The 1,550-nt window shown below is 73.1% G+C and carries 3 protein-coding genes; 2 read left to right on the forward strand and 1 reads right to left on the reverse strand.

Annotated features, from left to right (window positions below; genetic code table 11):
- Window positions 1–96: 96 nt before the first annotated feature.
- A complete protein-coding gene (locus tag ACQKIP_RS47080) occupies window positions 97–540 on the forward strand; it encodes a hypothetical protein (RefSeq protein WP_365860184.1) in 444 nt (147 codons plus the stop codon).
- Between the two features lie 251 nt (window positions 541–791).
- Window positions 792–962, forward strand: a complete 171-nt coding sequence (locus ACQKIP_RS47085) for a hypothetical protein (RefSeq protein ID WP_361391482.1) — start codon at window positions 792–794, stop codon at window positions 960–962.
- A 17-nt stretch (window positions 963–979) separates the two neighbouring features.
- Here ACQKIP_RS47085 and ACQKIP_RS47090 read toward each other — a convergent pair whose 3' ends face one another.
- Complete coding sequence (locus ACQKIP_RS47090; protein ID WP_365860166.1) at window positions 980–1,543, reverse strand: CGNR zinc finger domain-containing protein; 564 nt, start codon at window positions 1,541–1,543, stop codon at window positions 980–982.
- Window positions 1,544–1,550: the final 7 nt, after the last annotated feature.

A 1,550-nucleotide genomic window follows, 5' to 3' on the forward strand; every position in this document is an offset into this window, starting at 1 on the left:
CTCGGGGCGTGGCCTGCGGGTGCCCGCCCGGTGCAGGATGGAGGGGAGGGCGGCGCCGCCGTCCGTGCCCGCACGCCGCACGCCCTGGAGGACCGGATGATTGCCGAGACCGTCTGTTCCGCCGTATCCGCGGCCGGCCTCGGCATTGCCGCGATCACGGCCTACCGCAAGCGTTTCCTCGCGGCGACGCGCCTCGCGGCCTACTCCCTGGTCCCGGTGGGCCTGGTGATGACCGGCGTCGTCGGATGGCTGGCCGACACCGCCTTCAGCATGAAGGCGTGGGTGGGCTTCGGCGTCCTCGGTGTCGCCTGGCTGCTCTTCATGACCACCCGCGCCGTGGAGCGCAGGTCCGGCGGCACCCGCAAGGAGCGCAAGGCCGCGAAGGCGGCCCAGCGCGATGCGGTGGCCCCGGCGGCGTCCGCGCCCTCCCTGGGCCAGGGCGCCCGCCCGGCCGCGCGGCCGGCTGAGCGGCCGCAGGCCGCCGCGCCCAAGGAGGACTTCAGCGACATCGAGGCCATCCTGAAGAAGCACGGCATCTGACGGGAAGGGCCGGGAGGCGACGGGCGCGCGGGAAGCCCGCGTCAACGACCGCCGGTGTCGGGCGGCCGCGGGAATCCCTCGTTCGTGTGGACGGCGGCGGGGCGGGGCCGTGCGGGACGCGTCGCTGGTGAGCCGGGCGCGGTGTGCGCCGGACGCCGGACTTCCGCAGGTCGCGGGATGTGGCGAACTCCCGCGGTTTTCTGACGTGTTGGTCATCGCCACCCCGCGGACTGCGTCATCATCGCGGCGAGATGCTGGACACCGCACCGGGCGATGCCGCCCCGCCGACCGATGAGCGAGCCGCGACCGAGGAGCCCAAGGGCTGTCTGTTCGCGCTCTCCCAGCCACCCCTGATGATCTTCCTGGCGGTGATCGGCGTTCTGCTCCTGCTGGGGTCGTTGCACGATCTGCTGGGGCTGTAGGGGCCCCGGCCGCGGGCTCAGCCCGCGGCTTCCTTGCGCCGGGCCCGGTAGGCGGCGACATGCAGCCGGTTGCCGCAGGTGCGGCTGTCGCAGTAGCGGCGCGAGCGGTTGCGGGAGAGGTCGACGAAGGCCCGCCGGCAGTCCGGCGCCTCGCAGCGCCGCAGCCGCTCCTGCTCGCCGGCGACCACGAAGAAGGCGAGCGCCATCCCGCAGTCCGCCGCGAGGTGGTCGGCGATGGAGGCGCCGGGCGCGAAGTAGTGCACGTGCCAGTCGTAGCCGTCGTGGTCGGTGAGGCGGGGCGTGGTGCCCGCCGCCGCGATCAGTTCGTTGATCACGGCCGCCGCGGCCTGCGGTTCGGGGGCCGCGAAAACCTCGTGGAAGCGGCTCCGGATGTGCCGGACGCCCGCCAGGTCACGCTCGGAGAGCACTCCGACGTCACTTATGTCGTGGCTTCGTACGAACTCGCCCAGCGCTGCTAGGTCCGGGAGCCCTTCCGTCTCGGCACTCTCCGTGTCCGGTGCGGTGTTCACCAGATCGACCACGGCGTCGAGTGCGCACCGGGTGTCGTGGGTGATCAGCACGATTTGC

It is taken from the genome of Streptomyces sp. NPDC059900 (assembly GCF_050270335.1).
GTDB lineage: Bacteria > Actinomycetota > Actinomycetes > Streptomycetales > Streptomycetaceae > Streptomyces.